General features: G+C 54.6%; 22 protein-coding genes and 1 tRNA gene. 9 read left to right on the top strand and 14 right to left on the bottom strand.

The features are described from left to right. Window positions 1-34 precede the first annotated feature (34 nt). Window positions 35-110: transfer RNA gene (locus tag P8935_RS12150), tRNA-Lys, on the top strand. Between the two features lie 10 nt (window positions 111-120). On the opposite strand, the gene P8935_RS12155 is transcribed toward P8935_RS12150, so the two are convergent. Beyond that, window positions 121-1,347 (bottom strand): integrase, encoded by a 1,227-nt coding sequence (locus P8935_RS12155; RefSeq protein ID WP_348265271.1) that lies wholly within the window; start codon window positions 1,345-1,347, stop codon window positions 121-123. A gap of 20 nt (window positions 1,348-1,367) precedes the next feature. Beyond that, entirely contained in the window at window positions 1,368-2,039 is a 672-nt protein-coding gene (locus tag P8935_RS12160) for a hypothetical protein (RefSeq protein WP_348265272.1), read from the bottom strand. Between the two features lie 79 nt (window positions 2,040-2,118). Between P8935_RS12160 and P8935_RS12165 the strand changes: the two genes are divergently transcribed. Together P8935_RS12165 and P8935_RS12170 are read left to right on the top strand one after the other, a co-directional pair. Further along, a complete protein-coding gene (locus P8935_RS12165) occupies window positions 2,119-2,304 on the top strand; it encodes a helix-turn-helix domain-containing protein (protein ID WP_348265273.1) in 186 nt (61 codons plus the stop codon). A gap of 144 nt (window positions 2,305-2,448) precedes the next feature. Next, the gene (locus tag P8935_RS12170) at window positions 2,449-3,624 is read left to right on the top strand and encodes a DUF3631 domain-containing protein (protein WP_348265274.1); all 1,176 of its coding nucleotides are present in this window, start codon (window positions 2,449-2,451) and stop codon (window positions 3,622-3,624) included. Window positions 3,625-4,290: 666 nt separating this feature from the next. Here the strand turns inward: P8935_RS12170 and P8935_RS12175 are convergent. Both P8935_RS12175 and P8935_RS12180 read right to left on the bottom strand, forming a co-directional pair. After that, the gene (locus P8935_RS12175; protein ID WP_348265275.1) at window positions 4,291-4,710 is read right to left on the bottom strand and encodes a hypothetical protein; all 420 of its coding nucleotides are present in this window, start codon (window positions 4,708-4,710) and stop codon (window positions 4,291-4,293) included. Window positions 4,711-5,035: 325 nt separating this feature from the next. Next, window positions 5,036-5,218 (bottom strand): hypothetical protein, encoded by a 183-nt coding sequence (locus P8935_RS12180; RefSeq protein ID WP_348265276.1) that lies wholly within the window; start codon window positions 5,216-5,218, stop codon window positions 5,036-5,038. Window positions 5,219-5,259: 41 nt separating this feature from the next. Here P8935_RS12180 and P8935_RS12185 point away from each other — a divergent pair, with 41 nt between their 5' ends. After that, window positions 5,260-5,523, top strand: a complete 264-nt coding sequence (locus P8935_RS12185) for a hypothetical protein (RefSeq protein ID WP_348265277.1) — start codon at window positions 5,260-5,262, stop codon at window positions 5,521-5,523. A gap of 180 nt (window positions 5,524-5,703) precedes the next feature. Here P8935_RS12185 and P8935_RS12190 read toward each other — a convergent pair whose 3' ends face one another. From P8935_RS12190 to P8935_RS12215, 6 genes are all read right to left on the bottom strand, one after another. Beyond that, window positions 5,704-6,072, bottom strand: coding sequence for a hypothetical protein (locus P8935_RS12190; RefSeq protein ID WP_348265278.1), 369 nt, complete (start codon window positions 6,070-6,072; stop codon window positions 5,704-5,706). Window positions 6,073-6,238: 166 nt separating this feature from the next. Further along, the gene (locus P8935_RS12195; protein ID WP_348265279.1) at window positions 6,239-6,583 is read right to left on the bottom strand and encodes a helix-turn-helix transcriptional regulator; all 345 of its coding nucleotides are present in this window, start codon (window positions 6,581-6,583) and stop codon (window positions 6,239-6,241) included. Between the two features lie 85 nt (window positions 6,584-6,668). Then, window positions 6,669-7,049: a hypothetical protein gene (locus P8935_RS12200; RefSeq protein ID WP_348265280.1), complete on the bottom strand. Its 381-nt coding sequence runs from the start codon at window positions 7,047-7,049 to the stop codon at window positions 6,669-6,671. 504 nt (window positions 7,050-7,553) lie between these two features. After that, a complete protein-coding gene (locus P8935_RS12205) occupies window positions 7,554-8,678 on the bottom strand; it encodes a tyrosine-type recombinase/integrase (RefSeq protein ID WP_348265281.1) in 1,125 nt (374 codons plus the stop codon). Window positions 8,679-8,876: 198 nt separating this feature from the next. Then, on the bottom strand, window positions 8,877-10,634 hold the full coding sequence (locus P8935_RS12210; protein ID WP_348265282.1) for a tyrosine-type recombinase/integrase: 1,758 nt from the start codon (window positions 10,632-10,634) through the stop codon (window positions 8,877-8,879). 177 nt (window positions 10,635-10,811) lie between these two features. Then, complete coding sequence (locus tag P8935_RS12215; RefSeq protein WP_348265283.1) at window positions 10,812-11,054, bottom strand: helix-turn-helix domain-containing protein; 243 nt, start codon at window positions 11,052-11,054, stop codon at window positions 10,812-10,814. Between the two features lie 882 nt (window positions 11,055-11,936). Here P8935_RS12215 and P8935_RS12220 point away from each other — a divergent pair. Together P8935_RS12220 and P8935_RS12225 are read left to right on the top strand one after the other, a co-directional pair. Beyond that, on the top strand, window positions 11,937-12,857 hold the full coding sequence (locus tag P8935_RS12220) for a nucleotidyltransferase (RefSeq protein ID WP_348265284.1): 921 nt from the start codon (window positions 11,937-11,939) through the stop codon (window positions 12,855-12,857). Continuing rightward, window positions 12,858-13,484 (top strand): hypothetical protein, encoded by a 627-nt coding sequence (locus P8935_RS12225; RefSeq protein ID WP_348265285.1) that lies wholly within the window; start codon window positions 12,858-12,860, stop codon window positions 13,482-13,484. A gap of 146 nt (window positions 13,485-13,630) precedes the next feature. Here the strand turns inward: P8935_RS12225 and P8935_RS12230 are convergent, their stop codons facing one another. The 3 genes from P8935_RS12230 to P8935_RS12240 all read right to left on the bottom strand — a co-directional run bounded on the left by P8935_RS12230 (window position 13,631) and on the right by P8935_RS12240 (window position 18,465). Next, a complete protein-coding gene (locus tag P8935_RS12230) occupies window positions 13,631-14,341 on the bottom strand; it encodes a hypothetical protein (protein WP_348265286.1) in 711 nt (236 codons plus the stop codon). Window positions 14,342-14,692: 351 nt separating this feature from the next. After that, entirely contained in the window at window positions 14,693-15,709 is a 1,017-nt protein-coding gene (locus P8935_RS12235; protein ID WP_348265287.1) for a PilZ domain-containing protein, read from the bottom strand. A 227-nt stretch (window positions 15,710-15,936) separates the two neighbouring features. Beyond that, on the bottom strand, window positions 15,937-18,465 hold the full coding sequence (locus P8935_RS12240) for a tetratricopeptide repeat protein (protein ID WP_348265288.1): 2,529 nt from the start codon (window positions 18,463-18,465) through the stop codon (window positions 15,937-15,939). Between the two features lie 489 nt (window positions 18,466-18,954). Here P8935_RS12240 and P8935_RS12245 point away from each other — a divergent pair, with 489 nt between their 5' ends. Together P8935_RS12245 and P8935_RS12250 are read left to right on the top strand one after the other, a co-directional pair. After that, window positions 18,955-22,020: a VWA domain-containing protein gene (locus P8935_RS12245; protein ID WP_348265289.1), complete on the top strand. Its 3,066-nt coding sequence runs from the start codon at window positions 18,955-18,957 to the stop codon at window positions 22,018-22,020. A gap of 78 nt (window positions 22,021-22,098) precedes the next feature. Next, on the top strand, window positions 22,099-23,226 hold the full coding sequence (locus P8935_RS12250) for a tetratricopeptide repeat protein (protein WP_348265290.1): 1,128 nt from the start codon (window positions 22,099-22,101) through the stop codon (window positions 23,224-23,226). A gap of 3 nt (window positions 23,227-23,229) precedes the next feature. On the opposite strand, the gene P8935_RS12255 is transcribed toward P8935_RS12250, so the two are convergent. After that, window positions 23,230-24,738, bottom strand: coding sequence for a CRTAC1 family protein (locus P8935_RS12255; protein WP_348265291.1), 1,509 nt, complete (start codon window positions 24,736-24,738; stop codon window positions 23,230-23,232). 301 nt (window positions 24,739-25,039) lie between these two features. On the opposite strand from P8935_RS12255, the gene P8935_RS12260 reads away from it, so the two are divergent. Next, window positions 25,040-26,155, top strand: coding sequence for a tetratricopeptide repeat protein (locus P8935_RS12260; protein WP_348265292.1), 1,116 nt, complete (start codon window positions 25,040-25,042; stop codon window positions 26,153-26,155). Window positions 26,156-26,298: the final 143 nt, after the last annotated feature.

Consider the following 26,298-nt stretch of genomic DNA (forward strand, 5'->3'; position numbering starts at 1 on the left):
ACCTGCACCCTGCAGCATGGCGCGCTTCACTTCTGGACGCGTAGCTCAACTGGCAGAGCATTCGGCTCTTAACCGACAGGTTGTAGGTTCGATTCCTACCGCGTCCACCAATTAAATCAATCAGTTCGGGCGAGCGGCTTCCCCATCCTTCTCCGATACCGGGGAAAATACCAAGGACGCTGCGTCAATTTTGCCCTTGCTGATGCTCTCGACTGCATCTCTCAAATCGTTCAGCGCGAAGTGACCATAACGCTTCGCCATGAGCACCATCGTGGATCCGCTCCACCCTACGATCTTCGCGACCTTGGCAATAGGGATTCCGGCATTCAGCATCCGCGAAACCGCCGTGTGCCGCAGATCGTGAAAGCGGCAAGCAAGGGGCACAACCGCTTCTTTCAGATCCGTCTCGCCGTTCGCGTCCGACTCTTCCGTTCCACCTTTCAGAATCCGCGCTGCCCGCAACCGGGCCGCTTCCCATGCTTCCTTGATGCTGCCGATGGGCTTCGACGGGTCAACGTGGTATGCCTTGGGCGAAAGCGAAAAGCCATCTCCCGCACCGCCGTATCTCTCAGATGGGAACACGTAATGCTCCGGTTTGCGCTCCGGGAAGTTTGTCGCCCAAAAACTCAGAGCGGCCAACGCCCTTTGACTGAGGGGAACAATGCGTCCGGTGCCCGATGCCGTCTTGTCTTTGCCCCATTTCAGGCAGCGATTCTCAAAGTCCACGTTGCCCCATTGCAGCGTCCGAATCGTGCCATACCGCGCGCCGGTTTCAATCGCCAGGGTGACGAATGGAACCAAAGAGCGAGAGCGGGATTGGCTGCAAGCCTGTAGCAGCGCCGCTTCCTCTTCCGTGCTGATGGCCCGCCCAATATCATCCCGCGTGGGCAGCATCTTCACTTCCGGCTGCAACCGCGCCCACTGACCAGAGCGTTTCAGAATCGCCCGCAGTGTTCCCACTTCCAGATTGACAGTCTTGGGCGAAGCCTCTTCGTCGAGCCGCTTTCGCTGGTAGCGGGCGATCTCCCGCGCCTCAATATCGCAAATCAGCTTGCGGCCTAACTCCGGGAGCAGATGGGCAAGGTTCGCCTGTTCGATCTTCACCGAGCGCGGCGCAAGCGTTGCCTTCTTCATGTCCAGCCATTCATCCGCCGCAACCGAGAGCAGAAGGGGGTGCCGCTGCTTCCTGATGCCCGCGGCGCCCTCTTCCAGCTCCCGGCGGCGCTTATCCTCAATCTTCAACGCGAGTGTCTTGGAGCGCGTTCCCGTGCTCTCCCGGATGCGCTGCGCGTGGAAGAGAAAATCCATCGTCCAAACCTTGCTGCCCTTGTAGCGAAAAACGGCCATAGCTACTCCCCCTCCCATCGTTAGCGTTGTTTGCGTTTTTGAGATTTCATCACTCGGCTACTCGGTTCTGCGTTCGCTGCTCGCTCTCGGCTATTTCTCACAGCAACAAGGTGCGCGCAATCGGAATCGCAATAGATCTTGTGCCGCGCTTCGATTCGAAACGGCGCGCTTTTGCAGTCGTGCCGTGCGCAGACTCGGAACTTTGCTCCCCGCAAAGCATCCACTTGAATCGTTGCGATGATCGCCGTAAGGGAGTCTGTCAAGACCACCTTCGCAATAGGAACGTCACCCTGCCAATCGAAGAGAATTCGCATGGGGCCGGCGAGCCTTGAGACCTTCTGCAGCGCGAACTGCCGGGCGAGCGATTTCCAGTCTTTCGCAGGGTGCACAAGCGCCTCTCTCAAAAGCTGCTGCCATTCTGCGAAATCGCTTTGAGTGATGTAGCCAACGCCGGACCACTTTCCGGCCATATAGAAGAAAGCCTGCCAATCTTCAATGCTCCAGCCGAGAAAATCATCCCTCAACCGCCACGAATCAAAAAGGTCACACTTGCTTTCCTTCTCCACGAATCGATATCGGAGCGAAGTCGAGCCAGGGTCCTCAAAGAACTCGCGTTTGGAAACCGGACCGAGGTCCGCCCGCTTCCATGCAAGAGGGATTAGGCTGATCGGCAACGAGATATTCTGTGACATAACTTGTGACTTGTGCATGTCTCTTGATTGCTATAGTGTCACATGCAATGGAAGCAGTCAAGCGATATGTGGAGGCAAAATGAGCAAGCTATTGAGCGTAGCAGAATTCGCAGAAGCGATCGGACTCTCGCCCAAAACGATCCGCCAGTGGGTCTGGATGCGGCGCGTGGCTTATGTCCGAGTGGGCCGCGCGATCCGCTTCCGGCAGGAGACGGTTGAAGAAATCCTGAGGCGCGGTGAAGTTCCTGTGCTGGACCGGCGGTGATTGCCGCCGCGAAAGGTGGAGCTCTTGAATACCACGCTCGTCCAGCAGTTACAACGCCGGGCGACGGCCCTCCGGGGCATGTAGGCAATCAGGCAATCAGAAATGGAAAGGCCCACGCTGTAACGTGGGCCGGAAAGGTACATCTTGTCTACCAGGAGTGTAGCAGAAGATTTCAGCGATATCCCTGTTGAACCGAGCAAGCTGGACGCTGGCACAGATCTCGATGCAATCGGCAAGACGGAGAGCTTCATTCGGCGCTTCTGCATTCTGCCGGGCGCGGCCTATCTGCCGCTTGCGTTGTGGACTGCCGCAACTCACGTCCCGGATGCGTTCGGCGCGTTCCCATATATCACTCTCACGTCCCCGGTGAAGAGATGCGGCAAGACACGTGTGCTGGAAATTCTGGAACTGCTTTGCGCAAAGCCGCAACGAATCACATCCGCCAGTCCAGCTTCGATCTTCCGCTTGATGAAGGACTCTCCAACGCTGCTCCTGGATGAAGTTGAGGCACTGCGAAGCAGCAAGCCATCCGAAAGCGCGCAAGCAATCCTCGCCATACTGAATGCAGGACACCGGCAGGGCGCGACTGTGACCCGATGCGTACCACCAGATTGGAGCGTGGAGCACTTCCCTGTTTACGGACCCAAGGCATTTGCGGCCATCGGCAGACTGCCCGACACCCTCGCGGATCGTTGCATCTGCATTCCCATGCAGCGAAAAGCCGCATCGCAGAGGGTCGCACGGTTACTATTCGCAAGGACACCCGCCGAAGCGGAGCCGCTTCGAAACACCATTGCAGCCTGGGCGGAAGCACAACGGGATACCGTCCGCGAGTTTTACGAGTGCATGAGTGACCTTGGATTTCTTGAGGACCGGGAAGCGGATCTATGGATGCCGCTTTTCGCCGTGTGTACCGTGGCCGCGCCGGATCGAGTAGATGAACTGGAGAGGTGCGCCCGGTCGCTCTGCGGGGCCAAGGCCATCGATGATGCGGATGACTCTTACGCGCTGAAGCTGCTGGCCGATGTGCGACGAGTCTGGCCGGACGGAAGGTCGCACATGCTGACCGCCGCGTTGCTCGATGCGTTGAAGAGAATCCCTGATAGCCCTTGGGGGGAATCGAGCCAGGAATTGACGCCAAGAGGACTCGCGGCCACCCTCCGTCCTTTTGGGCCAGCGCCGCGCCAGGTGCGGGTGGATGGTGGAGCAACGGGCAAAGGTTATCTAAGGGCCGAATTCGAGGGCACGTTTTCCCGCTATCTGCCCGCTGCGGAGGCGGAATCCGAAACATGCGAAACAACCTGCATGAACGCTGGGTAAGAAGCGGCTTTCGGAAGGGAAACGGAGGGGCCTTGTTTCGGACGGAGGAATGCTCTAAACTCCGCATGAATGCTGCATTGTTTCGCTTGTTTCGTGTGAGCTTTGCTCAGGGGACTCTTCATGCCATTCTCAGAGCGCGAAGCGAAAGGAGACTATGGCATCGGCGCCTATTATCCTTTGCCAGTTTCTTTGCAGGAATCAAAGTTGTCGAGGGCCCATCGTGCTCCCTCGGCATACGCTCTCGCAAGGATTTGCGCATCGAGAAACCCTGCCCACCGAAATTCCGCCCGTAGCCCTCGTATGCAGACGCTGCAAGACTGTACAAAACTATTCGGAGGCAGACCTGGAGGGGTTAGCGGAAGGTGGTACAAGCCCCACTTGGGAAGATGTCGAATCGCTAAAATGCGACAAGGAAAGTTGCCAATCTCTTGTACCACTTTTCGTAGAGTGGAGTGACACCACCACCTACCAAGAGCGTTGCGACGAGATTCAGCGTTGGCGCTGGCTCCCCTTAAAATGCGAGGCCGGTCACCAAGTTCCGAAACCGGCGAAGATGTATGGAGTTTGCTTACAGCCATTGGGCGCACCTCTGCTATGATCTGTGTGCATCCAGAAAAAACAAATGTCCCGCGAAAGCCCCGCCCAGCAGCGGGGCTTTCTTCATTACTATCGCCGGTCCTCAATGGTCGGACACTCGGAGAACCCCCGCGGCTTGTGGATTTTGGACGGATGATCCTCAAACCATTTCCGCGCCCGCTCCTGTACGCTGGACAGTTCGACCGGCGACAGATAAGAGGCGGCTTGGTCCCGCGCCTCGGTGGCCGCCTTCGCAGACGCCGTGTCTTGTAAGCCCGCCTCAGCAATTTCGAACCAGAAATAGGCTTCCGCGTGATCCTGCGGGACTCCTACGCCCCACTTGTACCGCTCACCAAGGTGGAACTGCGCCTCGGCATCACCCTGCTCAGCGGCCTCACGGCACCGCTCTGCCTTTTCCTTCACTTGGTTCTTCCGCTCCCACTCTTCTATATCGGCCTGGACTCGCTTGAACTCGCCCAACACGTCGAACTTCTCTTTATCCGAAAGCACTCGGTACCGCCTTTCGACTTGTGATACAGCAAACAAACCCACTGAGCGGGAGAAAATGCTGCCATAAAGTCTACGATCCTCCGAGAAACATCGTCGAAGGTAATGAAAACGATGTCCCATAGGTGACAAAAACAATGCAGTCATGAGGAAGCGAATGAGGGTCGGAAAGCGAAAGGGGCATCAGTGCAAGGGTTCGTTGACTTCTTTTTCAGAAACGATTTTGTAAAGTACTCGCATTGGTGGAGACGTGTATTTTCCTTCGGGCCAAAAACTGATGGAATCACGAAACACCCGTGCATCATAGTTGTTGTTTGCATGAACTCTGCTACAAATCAAAACGAAATGCGGAGTCTGAGACTGGCTTTTTCTTTTTACGCTTTGAGTGGCCGAACGGCTCAGGAATAGCACTCTTCGGGACCGTCAGAGCCACCTTGACTGCGCTCTGAAAACGTTCAAAGGCTTGTGGGCCTTCGAGCATCTCTGGTCTTGGATTCGCCGTCTGCTTCATGGCGTTATCATAGCGCAATCCTAAAACAAAGCGGAGGACTCGTGACTGAAGAGGAGAAACAACGCATCCGCGCACTGTTTGTATACGTGCTAACCGTTATGAGGGGAGAGTCGGAAGCTAATATCAGGACTTCCGCCGAGGTTGCTTCCCTACTCGGAACCGTTCGCGCTTTAGATCCAACTTTTGATGACAACATGGAGGCATGGCGCAAGAGAATCGATGAAGAAGTTGAGCCCTTATTGCGTGTCGGGCGAGCGCAATTTGATGAATCGATTCGGAAAGTTGAGAGCGGAGAGTGGATATAGGTACAGGTTGCATTTAGACACACTCCAGCGTACGATTTGGGTGTCCATGCAAATCAGATCAGCCCTTGATGCCAGTCGAGGGCTTTTTCTATTTGCTGCCATCCTAGCACGTTATACTGAGCGCCAAATTACAAGAGAGAATTCCATCTGCGATTTTCATCGCGTCCATTCTATTGTTTTTCAACGTGCCATTCTGCTCACAAAGTGTTGGTCCAGCGCTGCGCTTAGCTCCTGCCGTGTAGCCCCGGACGGTATATTGATGCCATACCGCTTACAAAGCGCGATCTGTTTCTCGGTCGGTTCCATGTTGGACCACTGCGCGTACGGCCCATCTAAAACTTCTTCGTTGCCGACCACCTGTGTTACAGGAGGGACAGCCGTGCTGTACGTTACCGACGCTTTCTTTTCTCGGCGAAACAGCCGAACGCCAAATTCGGCAATCGCTTCTCTAAGCTTTTCCAGAAAGACTAATCCAACCCCTAGAACAGCCAAGAGCACGTAGAGTAGGACGACCCCTAGCACGATTCCTAGAGCGATGTTCAGGATCACAATGCACCTCAGTTGCCAGTATCATAGTGCCATTTTGTCTTAAGGACATGGAGATTACCACTTAGTTAACTACGCTGCTGACACATTCTCTAGCTTTCGATTTGGTCAGTCACGTCAATAGTTACCTTAACTAGTACATATCCATGTTTTGGAGTACGTGAGCGATTCAACTTCCCAGCATCCACAGAAGGATCGCGGTCCAAGTCTCACCGCTCATTGGGTAGCCCTTCTCGACACGCGCATAGGTGCTCCACGGGATGCCGATGCGATCGGCAGCGTCCCGCACGCTCATCTCCTCGTGATGACGCCATGCCCTGAGCAACTCCGAGACCATCATCCCGATAGAGTACGACACTTTGAGGCACACCGGAGCGCCGCATAGCGGCAGCAGCGCACAAACCTGCGCGCGGGCCAGCCCCTTGATCGTCCTGCATGCCTGGGCAACCGGACACTTCCACCACCACCATGAGAGTGCAATTTTTCCGGCCCTGCGTAATCGGGCAAAAGGCATCACTGCCTTCACGCGCACCCAATCCCAGACAACTAACCCCCGGTCCGGCTGAGCAGCCCATGGCCGCAAATCGCATTCAATTCGCTTACATGTTTCTGCCGAACGTTGCGAGCACTCGCTTGGAGACTTTGAAATAGCGAAACCATACGATCCAAGGTACGCCGAGGAAAACTACGAACCCTGCAATCGGCTTCCAGTCCAGCGTTGCACCGGGGCTAATGGTTAGAAAGGCTACCGGAAAGACTAGAACAAGGACCGCACCCCATTGCAGAAAGTTGAGAAAGACCAGTTTCAAAGCATAGGGCTTTGCCAGGAGTACGCAAACCGCTGCGAACACTCCGAACGCAGACAAGCCGCTAACAAAAACCTCTACCGCAACGGATTGACGGGTGCCCCCTTCGATCAACCATGTACCAGAAAAGTCAATCAAGTGGAATGCGATCGCACCGAAACACCAGACTGCCAACCACCCTCGGACGCCTCTTAAGGGCTTGGGTTCAGATTGAACCCCATTGATTAGCTGAACTGAAGATGACACAAAGAGTCTCCTGCCGTCTGGATTCCGCTCGAATTGTACGGCTCACGGCTGCTTGGTGGCCGAACCGTGGCGGGTGCTGGTCATTCGAAAGTACTGTCCGCGTCACAGCCTGCGCGATACATCTAACTCCGGCGCTCGAGTGAGCTCAAGAGGCGTCACAGCCTGGGGCCAAACACGACAATGGTTGACATCGGATAACAACATATATGTCTTGGGATATGCCAGAGAGCATACCGGGGAAAATACCGGGGACCCTGGGCAGCAACTCGATGTAAACGAGAGCAATCGCATGGTGCGCGAAACCCGAATAAACACAGGGTTCCGCTCACTCCAGAGTCAACCGCAGTCATTGGCGTAAATTGGCTCTCCTGCAACTCTTAACCGACAGGTTGAAGGTTCGATTCCTTCCGCGTCCACCATCAAATCACGAACTTAGCTGGTCTCGCGCTCTGCTTGCGCTCCGTTGAACTGGAATGCAAGCTCAGCAACTCTCAAACCGGCCGTGCTCATCTCATCCGTGACAACGTCTCCGTAGATGTTCATTGTCGTGCGGATGTCCTGATGCCTCATCATCTTCTGTTGGACTGCTATCGGCGTTTTCACTGCATCAAGCCAGGAACGGTAGGTGTGACGAAATACGTGCGAACTGATATGCCCAATTCCAGCAGCCTTTGACGCCCGTTCAAGTTCTTGCCGTGTGCCCGTGTAGGAGTAGGGCAGTCTGCCGAGTTTGAACGGACTGGCAAAGACCCAGTCTTCCGCTGCTGAGAAATCAGAATGCTGCCTGCAGGACTTCAGGCGATCCAGCAATTCAACCGCAACATCGAATGTCTTGGCGGATCCTCTTGTTTTCACATCTCCGACAATTTGATTCACGATGCCGCGCTGGACGCTCAGCCGTGAAGCGATCCAATTTACGTCTGACCATCGGAGCCCAAGTGCCTCACTGATGCGAAGGCCGAGGCACACGGAGAGCAGAGCCATCGTTGCAAATGGCTCCTGCAGCTCTGTCAGTAGAGCTTGGAACTGCTCAACTGTCAGACTCCTTGCTTTTCGCACTGTCCTTGTTGCACCTATATTCCGAACTAGAGAGATTGGATTGCGGCTGATGTCTAGGATTCCGGACCACATCGCGTATTCCAAGAGTCCGTGCATCAGTGACCGTACATGCGTCTTGGACTTTGGCGAAAGTGGTAATTCACGAAGCCACAGTTCAACCGGGCGAGGCTGTATATCCTGAATCAGCGAATCTCCCCACTTCGGGAGTATGTGATTCTTCAAACAGCAGCGATACACCCGCGCCGTGGAAGGACGTGAGGGCATTCGTTCTGCTTCGTATCGCACAATCACGCTGCGCACTGTGTCTCCGTGCTGCGGTTTCTGTTGTTGGATCTGAAGGTGGTCAACTTCCATCCAAGCGGCTGCTTTGGTTGGAAACTCCCGCTTCGTTCCGATTCGTTTTGATCTGCGAATTAAGCCGTCATACCAGAGGTAGTTCCAGGTCTTGCGCCGTTTGTCGTAGCGCACAGACCCACTCGTGTGTCGCTGTACTCTCATTGCTGCCTCCCGTCAGCAGTGTCAGCGGATGACGGGCACAGGATAGCATCCAACTCCCACTTACGGAATCTCCAGACCCGGCGCCGTATCCCGGATTGCCGATGCGCAGGTATTCTTTTTTCCCGAGCCCATTGCAGCAGCGTGCGCGGCTTTATTTTCAAATATTGAGCGGCCTCAATCGCGGTGAGCCATTCGTGTTCAACGCAACCCATTTGTCCTCGCTTCCCGTTCTTCGATCCATGTTTCCATCGCAACGCAACCGCTAGCCTCGTTGAACCGACTGCCGTAGTAGTTAATCGTCGTGGAAACGTTCTTATGCCAGAGCATCTTCGACAAAGTCAGATAATCTTTCGGGTGTGCCTTTAACCATGCGAATGCAACAATGTCGCGGAACAAGTGGGGCGTTACCCGACGGCCACCGTACCTGAGGGTGATGTCTGAAATCAGACTCCCAACGTACTCGGCCGACATCGGAGTTCCAACTGAGGACACGAAAAGCGTGTCGCATTCGCCGCCATTGAGAATTGACGGCCTATACTCTGTCAAGTACTCCTGAAGTCGCCCAATAAGGGGACGCGGAACGAGCGCATGAACAAAGACTCCAGTCTTTGTTTCCTCCTTACTAAACCGGAACTGCCAGAACTCGGCATCTGGATTACGTGCCTCTTCTTCAGTCGCCCACCCAGGCTTGTCAATGAGGCTGAAAGGAGGAATTTTCCCTTTGAATAGATTCGGATTCGGTCCCCCAATGCGACATTCACGTATGTTGCGTTGACGCCAAGGAAGGATTAAAAGCCATTTGATCAACAGTTCCTCCAAGACCAACAAAGCAGCAGCCAACTTGCTGGTCTTTGAGTTTTGTCCACGAATTGCGCGGATCTTCTCAGGAATTTTGTCCACCACGCTGTAATCGAGGTATTTCTGTGCTTTTCTTTTCTTCACTTCCTCAATGGAATCGCATGGGATGCCTTCCTGAATCTGTTTAAGCCACGTCCAATCGAGGGATTTGTATGCTGGATGATTCGATACAGCCGCTTGTATCGCGGCAATCTGGGTGACAAACGAAGCGCCTTGCTTCTTGCGTTCGTTCAAGCTCCAGGTGACATAGTCGCTGACTAGGTGCCTTTGCAAGAGTGCTGCCAACGAAGCGATGCCAGGGGTCTTGCGGATATTTACGACGTACCCGTACAGGGTGCTGAACGAATGCTGAAGACGAAGAGCTGAAACCTTGCGGATCTTGGCCCGCTTGGGACGGTCAGGCTCATATTCGGAACACTTCCATCGAAGCAGTTCAGTGACCTCGCTTCGGAGCATCGTTGGGAAGGCGTAGAGAGAGATGCCGTACTTTTCGCGGTTTAGATAAACAGCCGGAGCATTTTTGTTATATCCGCGGTCGGCGAGAATGCGCCAGAGCTTGTTTACTCGTGACTTCGCAGTTCTATAGGTTGTCCCTTGTTGAATCTTCAACGCGAGCCAGCAATCAGTATCTGCTGGTGTCACATCACTGGGATTCGTCTTCTTCTGAGAGAGCCATTTGGCAATTCCAAAGCACCCAACGTGGGATGCTCGATTGAGGACGTCTTGCCACTGTTCGGATATGCGGGCCAGCGGTTTCCAGCCCAAGGCCTCAGCTGCCTCAAGAAGAATGCGCAGATAGTTGACGTACGCTCGAATAGAGTTTTCCTTGTATTTGTTCTTTTCGAGGAATGGTCGAAAACCCTCACGACTCACATAGATTGCATCGAGAGTGATTTGATCCGCCGGCCGCAGCTGAAACGATACAATCCGCGCGACGGTCGATCTAAGCATTTGGAAATACGATGGTGGATTGTTTCCAATTGCGGTGAGCAGGTCTGCGAGTGTCTCGACTGTCCGTGCGATAGGTAGGTGGTTTCGCGAAGTTGGCGGAAGAGCTGACGCAATTGGCGCGCCATCCTGAATGTTTTGATCTGTCATATATGCATTTCCTTTGGTTCAAAGTGATAGTTAGTCGTCTCGAAATTGCGTATAAAACGCGAAGCTTTGCGTCAGAGAAAGATGCTTTAGGTCGCAATAAGCAATGCGCGCAGCAACTTTCGATATATAGAAGTGCAGCGAAGAATGGTGCGCTTCCAGACGCGTTAAGGCGCTAGCTCACCGCCGCCCTCTAGGGCTATTCCGAAGGAACTCTTCGAGATCTTGCGGAAAGAACTTCCACCGGCCAGGGAGATCCCGCGGGGTCAAGCGCCCCGCGGAGATCCAGTTCTGAATAGCGCGAACGCAGACCTTGAAGATCTTTGCGACGTCGCGGTTGGTATACATCGGTTGAAGAGGCAATTGCTGGATCTCCAGAATTGCCTCGAGCATCGGGTATTGTGCATCTTCCAAGTTGTCCATCTTCATTTCCTTCTTTGGCTGCCAGACACACGTCGGGCGTTTGCACGCAACGCATGCAGTGGCGGGCCGGTCAATTTGAGAAACGGGGTTTTCGGTGTGACGACTACTCCGGAACGTTCATAACGTGCTGAACCTGGACCGGAACTTTACTGAAGCTGCCCGAATACCTGCGTACTGATGGCAGAATAGGTGAACTTGAGTCGTCGCGGTATTAGTCGAATACCCTAGACTGGCCACAAAAGCGGCCTAGAGCATCGCAATGCGGTAAAACTAATCCGTATCCGCGAGTGTTACCGCGGTCGAACGTCGTGTCTCGCTTGCGAGTCGGCCTCTTGGACCTTGCGAGCTCGGCGAAGCCAGTCTTCTGTCGCCTCTCGCAAGAATGTCGACACGTCCTGGTCGTACTCTCGCGCTAGAGCGCTCAGTTCGTTCCACCAGGAAAGCGGAAGGCGAAGTGCAACCATTTTGGATGGCTCCTTCTTCCCGCGTCGTAAAGATGCGGGGATGTCATTGTCGTAAGAGGGCCTTGATGAGTGTTGGTTCATTGTGTGGTTTCCTTTCGATGTTGTTGGTTAATAACGGCTAAGGTCAACTTGCTAATTACCCTGGGCCAGACGAAAGCCCCGGTCAGCAACGGCCGGGATTTGGTCTGGTTCGTGCACTAACAGCCGCATCAGGGAGGGAGACCCCATATATGGGGTGCAGACTTGTATGGGTACCATATATTGCACTTGTGGTGTAGATGTTGTATATTACAAGTGGGGAAATGCTACTTCGCTCTGAATTGGGCCAGGCAAACGGGTCACGCCGAAGATTACTGCGCGCTAAACCATTGCGTTGGGGGGAGTTAAGAGCAGGAGAAGTAGTTACGAAGGAGCTAACATGGCCACACTACCCTCTTCAAACCGCAACTGGGAAAACGTGTTTGGGACTTGGGGATGTGCACCGTCGGCTACAGACCAGGAGAAATGTGAACGTGCCTTGCTAGCAGTCCGTAAAGCTATCAATGCAGACACGAAGCTCTGTTCCAAGAACATCGAGGTCTTCGTGCAGGGCTCCTATGCAAATCGAACGAATGTCCGCCAAGACAGCGATGTTGATGTTTGCGTCCTGTATAAGGGTGCTTGGTTCTCTGATTATGCTCAATGCCCTGGATTGAACAGTTCCGCCCTGGGCCTTGTGGACTCCCTCTATTCGTATGTCGAGTTTAAGAACGATGTAGGATCCGCGATCAGATCCTATTTCAACGCTGACTCCTTCCGCCGAGGCAACAAAGCTTTCGACATACATGCGAACAGCTATCGCATCGACGCAGATGTCGTTCCATGCTTTGAATACAGGCGGTACTTCGGAACAGCAGAAGATTATCGTGTCGCGTCCGGTACCGAGCTTATTCCGGACAATGGTCAGGCCATCATCAACTGGCCGAGGCAGAATTACGACAACGGTGTGATTAAGAACAACGCAACAAGCCGCCGGTTCAAGGCACTGGTACGCATATTCAAGTGCCTGCGAAATGAGATGGTGAGCAACGGTCACTCTGTCGCAGAGGCAATCCCGTCATATCTGATCGAGTGTCTGATATTCAATGTGCCCGACGGCAGTTTTGGGTCAATCGAATATCGCGCCGATGTACGCGCAGCGATCGTTCACCTCTGGAACGCAACTCTCACGGATGAAATGTGCGACGCTTGGCGTGAAGTTAACGGACTGAAGTATCTGATCAGGCCTGGTCAGCCATGGACCAGAGCGCAGGTCAACAGCTTCTTGCACGCTGCGTGGAATTACATAGGCTTCAAGTAAATGGCAAATTACGTCAAGGCGATAATCTACACGGGAGTGGCCGTTTGGGCGGTGATTCTGCTAGTTGGCGGTCAACAGCTGTCATCAAACCTGCTGCGGCCGGTGTCAACCGTCACAAGCATTGTTGTCCTGCTGAGCATTGCATTCGAGCTATGGCTTTGGAAGCTACCCTTCCTGCATGGTTGGCTCGTGAAGCGGCCGGTTATTGACGGGACCTGGCGCGCAGAACTTCACTCAAATTGGAAGGACGAAACTGGTGCGTCCATTGCGCCGATTGAAGGATATGTGGTCATTCGTCAAACGTTGCTGAATATGAGTCTTCGGTTGATGACGAAGGAGTCGAGCTCCCATTTGGTGGGTACCGAAATAGTCTGCTCGGCCGACGGCCTCTACTGCGTCAGCGGCGTTTATCGAAATGAGCCGCGCTACCAGGATCGCAATCATAGCCAGATACATTTCGGCGCCGTCTGGCTGCGAGTTGTCGAAACCCCAAAGAAGATGCTTGAAGGGCACTATTGGACTGATCGGAACACGGCTGGCGAGATGCAACTAACTGGGAGGCAGAACCAGAAGTTCCAGAACTTCAAATCTGCGCAGGACCACTATGCATCGGCTCACTCTTCTTGAGGTGAAACACTGTGCCGTAGCTGCGAGGGTTCTGTTCGGGACGTTCGCAGCTCTGCAGGGAGGGGTGATCAGATGGTAACTTCCGGATTGTCCACGATACGCTTACAAGAGTGTCTTAGGGTTGAGTTTTGAGGACGTCTCGATCTTTATGTGAGACGCTCTGCAAGCATACTGATCAACGGAAGGCGAAATTGCTTATGCTGTGCCGCTTGGGATAGGGCGATGAAGTAGCAAACAAAAATCACCAGAAATGCCACGCCAGAAACGTCGCCCAGCCATCCTTTTCGCGACACGTTGCACAGTCCCCCGAGCGCAAAGAGGATCAGGCACTGAATGCAATGGAAGCGCAAAAACGCATTCTGCCGATTGCGCGCTCGGGTGAATAGGTACACAACCGGAAAAACAACTCCCCATGCATAACAGATTCCGGCATTCGGTAGATCGTCACCGAGGCGGTCGCGCCTCGCGTCCGTCGCTCGCCTTTCGGGCTGCGGCGCAATGAAAGCAATCAACCCTAGCAGACAGATGGCCCAGTGAACCCAAACACCTTGTCGGTGGATTTGATACCAGTAGCTTGGATCCTGGTACCAAAACAGGCTGACGATGCTTGCGGTAATTCCCCAAATCCGGGCCGATGCTTTTTCTTTCCAAGTCGTCCACCACGCGACGCCAAGCGCGAATATGACAATGAAATAAAACGCGCAGACTTCAACGACCGTAAGCAATGGCGAAGCGTCGCCGCCGAGGATGAAAGGCTGTCCGTATTGTGGCGGGTAGTGAGTGATCCAGACCACGCTCGCGAAGAAGAAACACTCAATCGCGAAGATCCAGGCCATGATCTTACGAAGTATCTGCACCGGATACCTTTTCTCTCCGACCCTCAACTTGTCGTTAGTGGACCACAGGATACTGCACGGAGGGGTTCCGAGCGAATTACCGCCCACCCGTCAGTTACTGTTCGGTTAACATCCGTTGGTTGAAGGTGCGCTCGATCTGCGCTCTGTTTATCGGATTACGACTGCTCTTCGAGGTCTTAGATGTCATCCGCCGACCTGCATATTGTTGAAAATACGTTAGATTGATAATTCGATTCCTTCCGCGTCCACCAAGCTATTGGCAGGACAATATCAGGCGAAACAGACTTTTACCGCTCGCAGACTGGTCCATCTTGCGTCATCCACGTTGCTGAAAATCTGCTGTTCTTCGACTTAAATTCCATCCTGCAGACCTTTGCAGCGCGCGTAGAGATGTACGCCAAGGTTGCTGGGCGTAATGTTTACTTCATAGTGGTCGGAATGCGTCGCTGACGCCGAAGTCGCTTCTAGTACTCCGAGCTCGCGAAGATGTTGAATGTCTCGTTCGATGCAGAGGAGTTCCCGCGAGCCGGCGACTTCCATGATCTCTTCCCGCATGCAAATAACTGGTGCCGGCGAAAGTGGGCCCGCAATGGAGATGATGTTTGTAGCTCTTAAACACGCATATCTAAAGATCCGCACATGGACAGCTGCCAGCTTGCTGAAAAGATCGACGAAGGACTTGTTAGAATCGTCCGGCTTTTCTTTGCTGCAAGACGTGGCCAAAAGCCCCCCCCACATATGCTGTATCCAATCTTCTTCGGCCCACGAACCGTCTTCGAGAATCTTGGTGACAGTGCGGGGCCGGGCGAAAAGCCTGGTGTCGTCTGTATCGCGCGGAAGCAGAGTTTCTGCCCTGAGCATGATCTCCGCGGCATTCGCCATTCTTGTTTTGGTGAGGCCACCGTGGATCAAATCCATGACGTCTTCCGCGGCGTCGGGACAAATTCTACTGAGGAAGGCAAAAGCCTTGGCGAGGCGTGCAAGGTCCAGAACGCCGTTTGGTTCGGATTGCTCAGCCGCAGTCTGAAGCAGCGACTTCCATGGCAGAGCGTCGGGGTCATCCGGCAAAACGAACGACAAGCCGACGCCGTCGTCTCCCCACCGAACCACCTTGGCCTGCAGCTTGATGCGCCGCTCCGATGTTTCCACTAACGAACTTGTCATCTGCAGAGTGAGCGAAACCACTTCGCCCGGCAGCCAACGTTCTTTCGTCAGAAGGTAAAGCCCGGTCGAACTGATGTCTTTAACTTCGTGCTGTCGAGTGTCGGAACCAGCCCCATGGAGGGCCACGAACCCGTGAGCGGACTTTCGCTCAGCTCTTTTCATCGCTGGCGCAAGCTTCTCAAACACTTGTTTTAAAAAAGTCACGCTGTCTCCGCAGTGAAGGAAGGTTTTAACGGCAGAAAGCACAGTTTTAGAAGGATCATCTCAAGACGTTCTCCAGCTCCCGATCCACGCGACGGTTGGTCCTAAGGAAGGATGTTACCGTGTGAAATCCGCTTTGCCGCTGAGTTCGATGGCGGGTGTGGGTACGTTCGTCATTGCCGGGATCCGGACTGCGAATTTAACCCCGGTTCTCTCTTGCGATTTACCAATCATTGCCGGGCAGGACCGTTCGGCCCGGTTACCTGGCCGGCGGCCTTTTGTTGATACCGGGCAACGTCGTCGCGGAGAACCTTCGCCAGCTCAAGGTTTTGCTGCTTGTCGGCAATCTCCAAGGCTTGCTGCGCGGTGGTCAAGGCTTGTGGATAGTTGCCGATTTCGGAGTACATGGCGCCGAGCATTTGCAGGACGGCTGGTTCACGATTGCCAGTGAGTTTCGCTGCCGCTTCCAACTGCGGAACTGCTTCAGAAAATCGTTCGGTGGCGGCGAATGCTCGGCCTAGATTGTAGCGGCATTCGGCCGAGTTGGGCGCCAGCTTAACCGCTAGCTGGAGTTCGGCGATCGCGTCGTTCATCTTGCCTTCTCGTGCCAGAATGACGCCATATATGTTGTGTCCGTCCGCGTTCTTAGGAGCCGCCTGAAGGCCTTGCGTCAGCTCTTGCAAAGCTTCTTCGCGATGCCCGGTCACTTCAAGCAAGTGTCCAAGGTTCACGTGGGCAGCCCCGTTGTCTCCATCGAGCGCGATGGCCTTCTCGATTTGTATTTTGGCTTCATCTAGCCTGCCAGCCTCGGCAAGTGCACTCCCAAGATTGTTGTGGGTCTGGGAACTGTCGCTATTCATCGCGATCGATTTTTCATAGGCGGCGATGGCATCGATGGCTTTGCCGCTGGCGGCGAGCGCGACGCCCATGTTGTTCCAGGGACGTGCGTCTGTGGGATCTTTTTCGGCAGCGACCTTCCATGCGGGAATCGCATCAGCGTATTTGTGTGCGTCCTGCAGTTGCTGGGCAAGGTCGAACTCGCGATAGAAGTCGATGGCAGGGGTGTCGATGTGATCGAGACCCTCGGGACCGAGATTCACAAACTCCGGGATGTTTACAGCGCGATTGGCGGCGGTGGCATTTTCAACGACGACAGGCGGGCTGGCGTGGCCTCGTTCGTCGATGTGGGTTAGGTAAAGGTGCGTATAGAGAGAGGGGCTTTTTGACGAGAAGGCGAGCCAATGGCCGTTGGGATTGAAGGTATGCCACGAGTTCATCCGTGCCAGGTTTGACTCGAGGGGCCGCGCCTCACCGCCCTCAAAAGGAACAATAAAAAGCCTGCTGTCGGGGCGCATCAGAAGGCCGTTCTTGCACTGCACGAAGATGATCCATTTTCCGTCCGGCGAGGCCTTCGGGAAGTTGTTGCTCATTCCGTTTTCTGACGCGCCAACTATACGCTCGGGAGTTCCGCCCTTGCCGTCGTTGAATGGGATCCTATAGAGGTCGTATTGGATTTGGGTTTCATTGGGATCGTTGGCGTAGGTTGAGCGCTTGTATCCTGCCGGGTAAGGATCGCGGGCGGCGGCGCGAGAATAGATGAGGTACTTGCCATCAGGCGTCCAGAAGGCGGATGTTTGCACGTAGTTGGGATCGTCGGCACCGGGCAGAGGCTGAAGTTTGCCCGTCTCCTTGCTGTACCACGCAAGCACACCGCGCGTTGGGTAGAAGACCTGGCCGAAGCCGTAGTTCTCATAAAATCCGTTATACAGGCGATCGATCACCCGCGTGCCGTGAGCGTGAGGCACGTCGATGGAATTGACGACGTATTTGCCGTCTGGCGAGACCTGGCTCATAAAGCCGAACCGTTTTTGCGAGTGCTCCTCTGAGAAGGAACTCCAGCGCAGAAGGTAGTCGCTGGAGATGGTGCTGTTTTTCTTGAGGGGGATCAGAGCGTAAAGACCCTTGTCGTTGGCCGGGCCATCGACATCGATACCCATGGTTTTGCCATCGCGCGAGAAGGAGTGGCAATTCCCGCAGGTGGGCAGATTCGTCATCATGACCTTACTCTCGGTCTGATTGACGTAGCGGAGCTGCCACTTGATTTTGGGTAGGACGGAATCGGGTAGCGGTTTGATGACGCCGCGCTGCTCTGTATCGGGGTCCGGCGGAATCAGCGGAACATCGCGGTAGAAGATGGGAGCGCCGACAGGATCCCTGGACGTCGAGATTGCCGCTTCGGCGCGCGTCAGGGGATCGATAGATTGACGATTGGCAAAACCCGTGATGATGACCTTGGCAGATTGCGATACCGAGCGCTTCTTGATCTCTTCCCAAGTCTTGGGGTCGGGGCGCCAGGTGTGGTCGGCGGCCTGTTCAGGCGTGAGTGTAGGCGGAACGTAACCTGTGAGTGATTCGTCGACGGGACCGATTTGTAGCTTTTCACCATCAGACCAGACTTGGATGGGACGCGTTTTCTCGCCGAAGAAAATTTGGATGCGCCAGACGGTGGTTGCGGGGTTGCTATCGCGCCAGGCAAACTGGGGCGGGATGAGGTCCGGCGGGTAGATTGTGCCGTTGATGGGTACGTCTATCGTGAGGGGCTGCAATGCTGCTCGGCCAGTTTCGTCCATAGCAATAGGCTTGAGGTAGGCAGGGATCACATCGGCCTGCGAGGGATTGGCTTTAGCGGAGACCTCAAATACAAAGCCCGAACCGGCGGCCAGCAGAATTACGGCGGTCCCAATCAACACCCGTTGCATGCAGTCTCCCAGTCGATTCTTGAGGACAGGCCCAGGGTCGGGCTGTGAGATAGCTCACATCTGTGCGGGCAGAGGACGCCGCCGACCGTGAAGGAATGAGGGGTAGCCGCTACTCCGACGTTTGCGTATCCGCAACAAATAAATCGGGATGGCGGTCGGTACCGTAAGCGGCAAGGGCTCGTTTGGCGTCAAACCGAATGTCCTTCAGATCAGATTTTTAAATGACATCGTTAAAGACACTCTGTGGCAAAGGCAGTTCTGTTGTAGTCGACAACCGCGCCCCCAGCTGAGACGGTGAGCGAGTGATAACGGCGACAGCGCAATGAGCTTTGGCACGGGTAGAATTGCACGAGTCAAAAAAGCGCATCTGTACGTAATGAAAATAGGGTCGGCTTGTGTGTATACGCGACGAGCTTTAGCAGGAACCATAATCCAGGGAAATCGGGCTAACTGATGATAGATGAGCAGCAGTTCTCTCGTAGGCATGCATTGGCAAGCGGTTTCATTCGACTGTGCCTGATCGCAGTGCTGTTTGGCGGAGTTCAAATATCAGCCGGACAGGCGGTTCCCACGTCGCAACCCTCCGCAGACAGCCAGTCCGCAGGCATGAGTCAGATCGTGGATGAAGTGACGCTGGACCTGGCAGTGCAGGACAAAAAGCATCACAAAGTGCTTGATCTCAAGCCTGAAGACATTCAGATCACTGACAACGATATTCCCGTAAAGATGAACACGTTTCAACTTGTGCAGGGCGATGCGCAGACTGACCAGTTGGTGACGATGGTTTTCGACCATTTTGAAGGCGCTGGAGCCAAGACTGCGCAGACGGTCGCCGACAAGATTTTGAAGATGCTCTCGTCAAAACGCTATTCGTTTGCTCTGCTGGACTTCGGAAACCGTATGCAGCTGCTGCAGAGCTTCACGGCCGATCACAAGGCGATGGAGCAAGCGGTAAGCACGGCGACGGCAAATCAAGTGGTGCGTCTCTCCTCGACCAGCACGAACGCCATCAATATCACAACTGACAAGGCGGATGCCGAGCGAATCAAAACTGCGGTGCAGACCGAGAAGAACCTGGTTGCAATTGTGCGCACGGGTGTAGACACAGCAGGCCGGCATGTAGAGCCGAAAGAGCGTGCGCAATGTCAGACCTTGCTAGCCGCACTGCAGGATACACAGAAGGTAATGCAGGATCAGCACACACGACTGGCGCTAGCCGGGCTGCTCGCATTAGTGCGTTCGCAACAAAAGTTGAATGAGCGAAAGTCCATCATTTACTTCACGAGCGGCTTCCAGTTGGATTCGAACTCTAAAGACATGGTAAAGACCATCAGCGGAGCTGCGGCGCGTGCGGGAGTTACGTTCTATACGGTGGATATGGACGCGCTCGATGTGGGTGCGCGCCATCAAATTGACAATGCGATGATGAATGGCGGTGCGCCATTTGATCCGGTTCCAAAGGTGATTGCGGTGACGCCGGTCGGACCTGTAACAGCGCCATCTCTTCAACAGCAGCAAAGCGGGAGTTTCAATAGCAATCCGCTTGGCTCCAGTGCAGATTTCATGATGCGCAGCGATGACGGCAACCCGTTCTCTGGCGCGAAGAGCCCGATGGCGGATCTTGCCAAGGAAACCGGCGGTGTTTACATCGACGCGCAAGAGGGCGTGAACAAGCAGTTGCAGCAGATGCGCGAGAACATGACGACGTATTACCAGGCGACCTACAAGCCGCCGATCGAGGAATACGACGGATCGTTCCGTTCGATCGTCGCAAAGCCCCTGCGCGCCGGGTACAACGTAAAAACGAAGTCGGGATATTTTGCATTGGCACCTGGTGCAGAAGCGGGAATACGGCCCTTTGAAGTGCCGCTCCTCAAGCTCTTTAACCAGTCCAATCTGCCGCAGGATGTGAAATTCTACGCCGCGGTGCTGCAGTTTGGAGAACTGCCCGACGGAAACTCGAGCACCGTTGCTGTGCAAGTGCCTGTTGCGTCGCTGCAAACAATCAAGGATACCCGTACCAATCTTTTCTCAGCACACGTGGCAATCGTTGCGGAAATCAAAGACAAGAATGGTACGGTTATCGAGCACTTCGGAGAGAACATCGCGAAGCGCGGAGCAGTGGAAACACTGGATTCGGATCCTTCCGCAAGCATCATTCTGCAGCGGCACTTTATGGCGATTCCCGGCCAATACCTTCTTGAGGTAGCGGTATATGACCAGGACGGATTGAAATATGGCGCGCAGCGGACCGTTTTTGAAATTCCGCAGGCACAGATCACACCATCGTTGAGCCCGATCGTACTCGTGGGGCATGTGGACTCCATCAACGACGACAACGAAGATCCGCTCGAACCTCTCCGCTATGAAAAAGGCAAGATCACCCCGAACCTTGCGGGAGCAGTTGCTAGTAACGCCAAGGGCGTTTCGTTGTTCTTTATTCTGCATCCCGACCCAAAGTCGAGCGAACCAGCGATTTTGGAGATGGAAGCCAGTAGAAACGGGCATCCGGGGCGAAGGACTCCGCTGCCATTGAAATTAAAGAGCGCGGGAGAGGCTGTTCCTTATCTTGCAACCTTCAAGGGTTCGTCGATGGCGCCCGGGAATTACGAAGTAAAGGCCATGATGAGCCAAGGCGGAAAGACATCCGTCCAGCAAGTGGCATTTACGGTGCCCGGAGACGGGAGCGTGGCTGCCGGGGCGCCGGGGCAGGGCGGAGGAGTTGCCGCGGACCTGACCGCGTCGAGCGAAGCGAATGACAGCTACAGCGGCGGATTGCTCGCAATTATTCCCGTGACCAACCCTGTCCAGCCCCCCGCGGATGAAGAGATTGCAAGTTTGATCGCAGATGCACAGACGCATTCCATGGGCTATGCGGAATCGCTACCCAACTTTATGTGTGTGGAAGTGACCAATCGCTCAGTTGACGCTTCTGGAAGCGGGAACTGGAAGCATCGCGACACGCTCGCAGAGTTGCTGCGTTATCGAGATAAAGCAGAAACCCACACCATGCTCGAGATCAACGGCGTTACCAGCAACACAGATCGGGAAGCGTTGCTGAAGCAGAAGGGCAGCACATTGTCGGGAGGAGAACTGGGTGGAGTATTGAAGGCCGTCTTCGCGCCATCAGCCAAGGCAGACTTCAAATGGAAAGAGACAGACGCGCTGGGCTCCGGTACTGTGCAGGTGTTTGACTACCATGTGGCCAAGAGCAACTCGATGTTCTCTGTGGTGGGATCGAACGATGTACAGTTGATGGTCGGATTTCATGGGCAGGTGTACATCGATAGCGCGACCCGCAATGTACGCCGCATAAGCCTGGAAGCAGATGATTTGCCAAAAGATTTTCCGACGCAGGCTTCAGTGATGGGCGTCGACTACGACTACGTGGTAATCAATGGACGCGACTACCTTATGCCGATCAGTGCCGAGGTGCGTGTGCGGCAAAATCATCACCAGGCAATCATGAATACTATTGAGTTCCGGGACTACAAGAAATATGGATCGGCGATGAAGATCCTGGACTACAAACAGGTTGAGAACTCGAAGCAATAGAGTCCCCAAACGCAACGTTCCAAACAAGACACCTGCTGCGATGTCCCGGGTCTGCGACGTTGCTTTATCCTAATAAACATGCGATCCGTGCTAATTCTGCTGATTGCGCTTGCTCTGCATGGAGCATCAGCGCAAACGGGCAAACCTGCCGCCCTGAATGAGGCGGACGACTACCTGCGCAAAGGTATTGCGGCCCAACAGCAAAATGACCTGAGCGCGGCTATCGACGACTATCGCAAAGCCCTCGCCATCAACCCGAAACTGGCAGAGGCGCGGGCGAATCTTGGCGCGGCATTGTCTGCGGCAGGGCAATTTGACGCAGCTATCGAGGAAGATACGAAGGCATTATCATCGGCTCCTGATAAGACTGCCGTGCGCATGAACCTGGGCTTGGCGTACTACAAGAAAGGCGACATGGCGGGTGCCCATACCGCGTTCGAAGCAGTGCATGCGGCTCGGCCCCAGGATGTTGCTGCCGCCGTTTTGCTGGGATATACCGATATCAAGCTGAATAAATCCAATGAAGCAGCGACCATGCTGACACCGCTTGAGAACGGGCGCGAAAGCAACATGGATTTGGAGTACGTGTTGGCATATGCACTGATTGATTCAGGCGAAGAGACAGCGGGATTGCCGCGCATGGAAAAAGTGGCGAAGGCGACCCATTCGGCGGATGCATACTTCATCGCTGGCACGGCGCGATTGCATCGCCGGGAATTCCACGAGGCGCGGATCGATCTGGACGCTGCGATCGAATTGCATGGAGATTTTCCCGGCCTGTACACGATGGCGGGACAGGCGCGCGATGCCCTTGGGGATATTGAGGCTGCGCAGCCTGCATTCGAACAGGCCTTGAAGTCGGACCCGCGCGACTTCACTGCGAATCTTTATCTGGGAACCATGCGACTTAAGCAGAGAGATCTGGATAAGGCGAGGCCGATGCTGGAACTTGCTCTGCAACTGCAGCCAAAGTCTGCAGTTGCTCGCCTTCAGATGGCCAAGCTGAACGGCATGACCGGAAAGTATGCCGAAGCTGCGACGACCTTGGAAGAACTCGAGAAGGCTGATCCTAACTGGCTCGATCCGCACATTGAGCTTGCGCCGATTTATTACAAACTGCATCGCCCCGACGATGGACAAAGAGAACGAGACATTGTGCAGCAGCTGGAAGCCAAACAACAGAAGGCCGGCCCACCAAAGCAGTAGCGATCATTTCTTCAGTGCTGTTGATTCGGAAGGTTCAGACACTTTCAGGACTTGATCGGCAGAAATGTTCTCGAGTATCTGGACGATGCCACTGGGCCAATGAACTTCGACGGTACTTACCTTCGTTTCGGCGCCCAGACCGAAGTGCACAGGTCCGAGGCTTGAAGAAGCGTAGCAGACGCTTGACGTCTGGTGGTTGTACTGCGTCCCGGCGTTGGTCACGACCTTGATGCGAGCACCGATGCCGTCGCGGTTCGATTTGACTCCATGGAGTGCGATGTCAAGCCAGTGGCCCGCTTGGGGGCTGCGGTTCATCCATAACTCTGCAGGTTCATCGAGACTTGTGGCGACGATGTCGATGCGGCCCTTGCCTTCGAAGTCGCCGAACGCGCAACCCCGATGTCGGGCAGCCGTAGCGTCGGTAAAGCCTGCTTCGGAAGTAAGAGACTCCCATTTGCCACTCGAGCCAAGGTTGTGAAAAACAACATTGGGCTCAGCGAATTTATATCCCGGCGGCCACACTGACGTGACTTGTCCACGTGTAACAAAGAGGTCTTTCCAGCCATCGTTATCGAAGTCATAAAGTGCCGGTCCGAATCCGGACATGCCCATGCTGAGGGTCCGCATACCGCTGGGCGCGGTTGCTTCAGTGAAGTCACCTTTCCCGGTGTTCAGATATAGAGGAAAAGTCTGGCTTTTGAGTGCGACGTAGACAATGTCGGGATATCCATCGTTGTTGACGTCGCGAAAGTCCGTTCCCATGCCAGAGATGAAAGCTGCATCTTCAGCCAGAGCGACGTTGGTCTGGAAAGCTGCTTCTTCAAACTTGTTGCCGAGGTTGTGAAAGAGAAACGCGTACTCTGCATCATTCGTTACGAATAGATCCGGTTTGCCATCGAGATCGTAGTCGGCCATGCCTACGCCCATTCCTTTGCCAATGTGATCGCGAATGCCCCACTCTTTTGAGACGTCTCTAAATGTGCCGTCGCCCTGGTTGAGAAAGAGCTGGTTGGGCAGGCCCTTGTAGTAGCGGGGATGGCAATATTCCGCGACGCCCTCAATGACGCACTTTGGAATATTCGAGTAGGTCCACTGCAGATAGTTGACGACGAAGAGGTCCAGCAGGCCGTCGTTGTTCACGTCGACCCAGACCGCGGCGACAGCCCAGAGAGGACCGTAATCAGGATCGTTCCACTTGTCGAGTCCGACCTTCCGGGTGACGTCAGTAAACGTGCCGTTGCCATTGTTGTGGTACAGAGTATTGCCGTGAACTCCGGCGACGAAGATATCAGGATGGCCGTCGTTGTCGTAGTCGCCGATCGCTACGCCTACATCGAATCCGCTTCCCCTGAGTCCTGCTTGTTCCGTGACGTCGGTGAACGTGCCGTCGCCGTTATTGCGGAACAGGCGGTCGTAATACTTCGGCGAAGACTTTTGAAGGGTCGAGATGTCAGCGCCGTTGGTGAAAAAGATGTCGGGGCGGCCATCCCCGTTGTAGTCAAAAACAGCCACGCCGCCTGCCATCGTTTCCGGGACGTTTTTAGCTGGGCTGAGGCTGCTGTCAAGCTGGAAGGGAAGTCTCTTGAGTTCGAAACGAATAGGGGCCCTGGATGGAGTTAAAGGCACCGCACCCTGGCACTGCAGGAAATCGCAGGGAGCCCAACAGACAAGCGCCAGCGCCACGAGATGGAAGAGGACGGATGCAGACCTGCGCATGATAGAAGGGCGCCAGCAGCGCTGCCCATTTGGATTCTACTATCCGCGCAGCAAGAGCCGAACAGCGCAACCGACGAGTGTTCTATCCTGTGAAAGCATGCATGCTATTTCAATTTTTTGCGCGGGGCTGGTGGTTCAGGCTACTGCGGCTCAGACTGCGGGCGGAGATGCCCAGTCTGTGCTGCGGGAAGGCATTGCTGCGCAGCAACACGGTGACTTGAAAACGGCAATTACGGATTTCAAGAAAGCACTTTCGATGGACCCAAGCCTGATTGAGGCACGCGCGAACCTCGGCGCCGCACTGGGGGCAGCGGGTCAACTGGATGCTGCTATCGAAGAGGATAGTCGTGTGCTGGAAGCATCCCCACAGGACGACGCGGTGCGAATGAATCTGGCGATGGCCTATTACCGGACAGGGAGTTGGAATCAGGCGCGCGCGGAGCTTGAAAAACTTCACACTGCGCGCCCAACGGATTCCAATACCGCGATTCTGCTTGGATATACCTACAATAAACTTGGGCGCGAAGCAGATGCAGTGGCATTGCTGGCTCCGTTTGAACCGGGGCATCAGGATGATTTTCAATTTGAATACGTTTATGCCTATGCTCTGATCCGGTCAGGGAAGCAGGACATTGGTCTGCCACTCATGGAGAAACTGGCTAAGACAAAGAACTCCGCGGAAGCGTGGCTGATCGCTGGTTCGGTGCGATATTATCGCGACCAAATGGAAATTGCCTGTGCGGATCTGGATGCGGCGATAGCGTTGAATCCGAAGCTGCCAGGGCTATACACGATGTCTGGACAGGCGCGGTATGCCATGAAAGATTTTGCGGGTGCTTCAACCTCGTTTGAAGCAGCGCTCCGATCCGACCCGATGGATTTTGTGGCAAATCGCGATCTGGGAGCGATGCGCCTCAAGGCAAGCGACATCGAGAGTGCAAGGCCTTTGCTGGAATTGGCCTTGCAGCTTCATCCGGATGACCCGCTTACCAGGTTAGAAATCGCCAAACTTGACGAACAAACGGGGAAATACGCGGAGGCAGCCACAATTCTGGAGGCCCTGGCAAAGTCGGACCCCAATTGGCTTGATCCTCACTGGCTCTTGGCATCAGTTTATGCACAGTTGAATCGACCGGCCGAAGGCAAAAGAGAGCGCGAAATTGCCGAGCGCATCAAGCTGCAGCAGAAAGATCAAAAACAGAAAAGCAATTAAGCACGAGTCAAAACGGCGTTGAAAAGGTTTCGGAATTGCATCGAGCCTTTTCAATCGCGGTCGAGGCCGGCGGCGTGTGGATGAATGGGCCAATCGGGATCGCGTTTTAGTGGCCGATCACCGTTCAAACACGTTCCGTGCCT

This window comes from Telmatobacter sp. DSM 110680 (assembly GCF_039994875.1).
Taxonomy (GTDB): domain Bacteria; phylum Acidobacteriota; class Terriglobia; order Terriglobales; family Acidobacteriaceae; genus Telmatobacter.

What these genes read in the sequence shown, in the direction of transcription:
- P8935_RS12155 (WP_348265271.1), bottom strand. Translation starts at nt 1,347, where the DNA reads ATGGCCGTTTTTCGCTACAAGGGCAGCAAGGTTTGGACGATGGATTTT.
- P8935_RS12160 (WP_348265272.1), bottom strand. Translation starts at nt 2,039, where the DNA reads ATGTCACAGAATATCTCGTTGCCGATCAGCCTAATCCCTCTTGCATGG.
- P8935_RS12165 (WP_348265273.1), top strand. Translation starts at nt 2,119, where the DNA reads ATGAGCAAGCTATTGAGCGTAGCAGAATTCGCAGAAGCGATCGGACTC.
- P8935_RS12180 (WP_348265276.1), bottom strand. Translation starts at nt 5,218, where the DNA reads ATGAAGCAGACGGCGAATCCAAGACCAGAGATGCTCGAAGGCCCACAA.
- P8935_RS12195 (WP_348265279.1), bottom strand. Translation starts at nt 6,583, where the DNA reads ATGCCTTTTGCCCGATTACGCAGGGCCGGAAAAATTGCACTCTCATGG.
- P8935_RS12205 (WP_348265281.1), bottom strand. Translation starts at nt 8,678, where the DNA reads ATGAGAGTACAGCGACACACGAGTGGGTCTGTGCGCTACGACAAACGG.
- P8935_RS12210 (WP_348265282.1), bottom strand. Translation starts at nt 10,634, where the DNA reads ATGACAGATCAAAACATTCAGGATGGCGCGCCAATTGCGTCAGCTCTT.
- P8935_RS12215 (WP_348265283.1), bottom strand. Translation starts at nt 11,054, where the DNA reads ATGGACAACTTGGAAGATGCACAATACCCGATGCTCGAGGCAATTCTG.
- P8935_RS12220 (WP_348265284.1), top strand. Translation starts at nt 11,937, where the DNA reads ATGGCCACACTACCCTCTTCAAACCGCAACTGGGAAAACGTGTTTGGG.
- P8935_RS12225 (WP_348265285.1), top strand. Translation starts at nt 12,858, where the DNA reads ATGGCAAATTACGTCAAGGCGATAATCTACACGGGAGTGGCCGTTTGG.
- P8935_RS12240 (WP_348265288.1), bottom strand. Translation starts at nt 18,465, where the DNA reads ATGCAACGGGTGTTGATTGGGACCGCCGTAATTCTGCTGGCCGCCGGT.
- P8935_RS12250 (WP_348265290.1), top strand. Translation starts at nt 22,099, where the DNA reads ATGCGATCCGTGCTAATTCTGCTGATTGCGCTTGCTCTGCATGGAGCA.
- P8935_RS12260 (WP_348265292.1), top strand. Translation starts at nt 25,040, where the DNA reads ATGCATGCTATTTCAATTTTTTGCGCGGGGCTGGTGGTTCAGGCTACT.